3 protein-coding genes and 1 pseudogene are annotated in these 2,169 nt (G+C 35.1%); 1 reads left to right on the top strand and 3 read right to left on the bottom strand.

Translation table 11 applies throughout. From position 1 onward, the window contains the following. Positions 1-120, top strand: a pseudogene (locus FTU55_RS14895) (IS30 family transposase); the annotation flags it as partial. Between the two features lie 270 nt (positions 121-390). On the opposite strand, the gene FTU55_RS14890 reads toward FTU55_RS14895, so the two are convergent. From FTU55_RS14890 to FTU55_RS14880, 3 genes are all read right to left on the bottom strand, one after another. Beyond that, a complete protein-coding gene (locus FTU55_RS14890; protein ID WP_257223339.1) occupies positions 391-675 on the bottom strand; it encodes a hypothetical protein in 285 nt (94 codons plus the stop codon). A 56-nt stretch (positions 676-731) separates the two neighbouring features. Further along, positions 732-1,175 carry a hypothetical protein gene (locus FTU55_RS14885; protein ID WP_163141567.1) on the bottom strand — a complete coding sequence of 148 codons (444 nt, stop codon included), beginning with the start codon at positions 1,173-1,175 and terminating at the stop codon, positions 732-734. Next, on the bottom strand, positions 1,175-2,169 hold a 995-nt coding region (locus FTU55_RS14880; RefSeq protein ID WP_180047475.1), incomplete at its 5' end, for a hypothetical protein. The genes FTU55_RS14885 and FTU55_RS14880, both read right to left, overlap by 1 nt.

The raw sequence follows: 2,169 nt of genomic DNA, 5'->3' as shown, positions 1-2,169 counted from the left end.
GTTGCCATGTCACTGAATACTCGTCCTAGAAAAGCGTTAGATTGGCTTACACCATTAGAGAAGTTTGCTCAGCTTGTTGATTATCATAAGGCTTTTGAAACTGTCGCACCTCATGTTTGAATTCGCCAAGCTTTAAATGAAGTATTAAACTTTATATTTGATATTTCTCTCCAATAGGCACTGGGCAACATACTCAAATGAAAGAAATCAAAGGGTTCCATCAATCTTGTAAATCGTTTCTCATTCTTATATATAATTTTGCAAATTCCTTTTAGATAAATATTGCTATAAATATAAAGGCTTATGAAGAAGACCCACAACAGAATAAAGAATAAGAAACCAAAAGCAAAGAGTGCAAAAATATGATCTGTAATCAATAAATTGATAATTTTATTCATTTATACTTTCCACTTTATCATATATATACCCAGCCCCGTATCCTGCAATCTCAGATGTACCTTTAGCGGCAATAGCAGCTCCAGCAGCAACAATACCAATAACAATTAATCCTGTTCCACCTGTCGCCAGTCCGACAATTAAATAACTTGCATAAATTCCAAAACCAATACCAGCACTAACTTTAGCAGTCTCACCAACTGTTGTTCTTGCTTTATCCTCTGGTGCAGCTTCATACACTTTTATGCTTGAACCTACAACATCCGTAGCAATAGACACATAACCGGCTATTTTAAGAAAAAAACCGAGACATTAACTCGGTTTTCGATAGAACTCTAATTTTTTTTAAAATACTGATCCACAGAGTAGCCAAGAAACAAAAAGAGCAAACTTAAAATTCCAGATAGCATAAATAGATAATGAAGATAAAAAAACATTGGGTAATTTTTCAAAAACTCTTTTAACTGATAATCACCTATTTTTTGATATATATTATTCCCATAGAAAGCTTTAAATGAGGTATTAAACTTTATATTTAATATCTCTTTCCAATATGCACTAGGCAAAACACTTAAATAAAAAAAATCAAATGGTTCCATTAATCTTTTAAATCTCTTCTCATCCTTATACACAATTTTGCAAATTTCTTTTAGATAAATATTAATATAGATATAAAGGCTTATTATAACCACCCATGCCACTACAATAAATAAAATACCAACTAGAATAATAAATAAACCAGGTCTATCTTTAGACATAGATAATAGAATTTCCAACATTATTTATTCCTAATTTCGTCAATATAGTCATAGGCTTCACCTACGCCATATCCTGCAATTTCACTAGCACCCTTTGTAGCCATTGCTCCTGAAGCAGCCACAATACCTATTACAATCAACCCAGTTCCACCTGTGGCGAGTCCAATCACAATAGCACTCACTACTGCTCCAGCAACCAAACCAGTACCGACTTTGGCAGTCTCAACAATCGTTGTTCTTGCTTTGTCTTCTGGCGCGGCTTCATATACATTTACACTAGAACTCACAACATCCGTAGCAATAGACACATAACCTGCTATCTTTAGTTGTGTCGCAAACTTACCTATTTTACCCATTTCTTTGGCATATTCTTTGAGTCCGCCTTTAAAGTTATTGTCTCTAACCAATGCCGATTGCTTCAACATACGGCGCATATTGGTAGTTTTAATCGACTGATCCCAACGTAAGAATTTCTTAGTTCCTTCGTTATCTAACTTCCTATACAAGTTTGCATACTTCTGTTTGAACTGGGTAAAGTTTTTAGGGTTTGCTAACCCTGAGCCTTTGGCTTGTTCTTCGGCATACTTTAGAGCGAGTTCACCATGTAATCTATAAACTCGATGCGCTTGCCCCTCAACCAATGATAAAGAGGCATCAACCGCCATCTTTTGCTCAAAAAAGCCATCCTCCTCTTGCTTATTAAATTTAATCGTTAAGGGATGGTCATTTTCTTCAAAGATATTTTTATTAACAATCTTGGCGTTTTCTTGCAGTAGTGCATCATAAAAAAATTCATAGTTTTGTGCGAAAAATACCGCATCAAAATCTGCATCCTTCTTCATTTGCTCCAAATTGTCATGCGCTTGTTGTGCTTGCTTTTTATATTCAGGTAATTCCTTCGCTGTGGTTGAATTTGAGATAATTACCACCTGCCCAGGCTGCAAAACACCCATTGAGACCAAATTAGTCAAATGTGGATTGTTCGCTTTTAAAATTCCCCAATCTTTTTCCGTCA

Source organism: Acinetobacter sp. YH12117 (genome assembly GCF_013418865.1).
Taxonomy (GTDB): domain Bacteria; phylum Pseudomonadota; class Gammaproteobacteria; order Pseudomonadales; family Moraxellaceae; genus Acinetobacter; species Acinetobacter indicus.
Note: the sequence above shows the minus strand (reverse complement) of the source record. Positions and strands in the feature narration are given on the sequence as shown.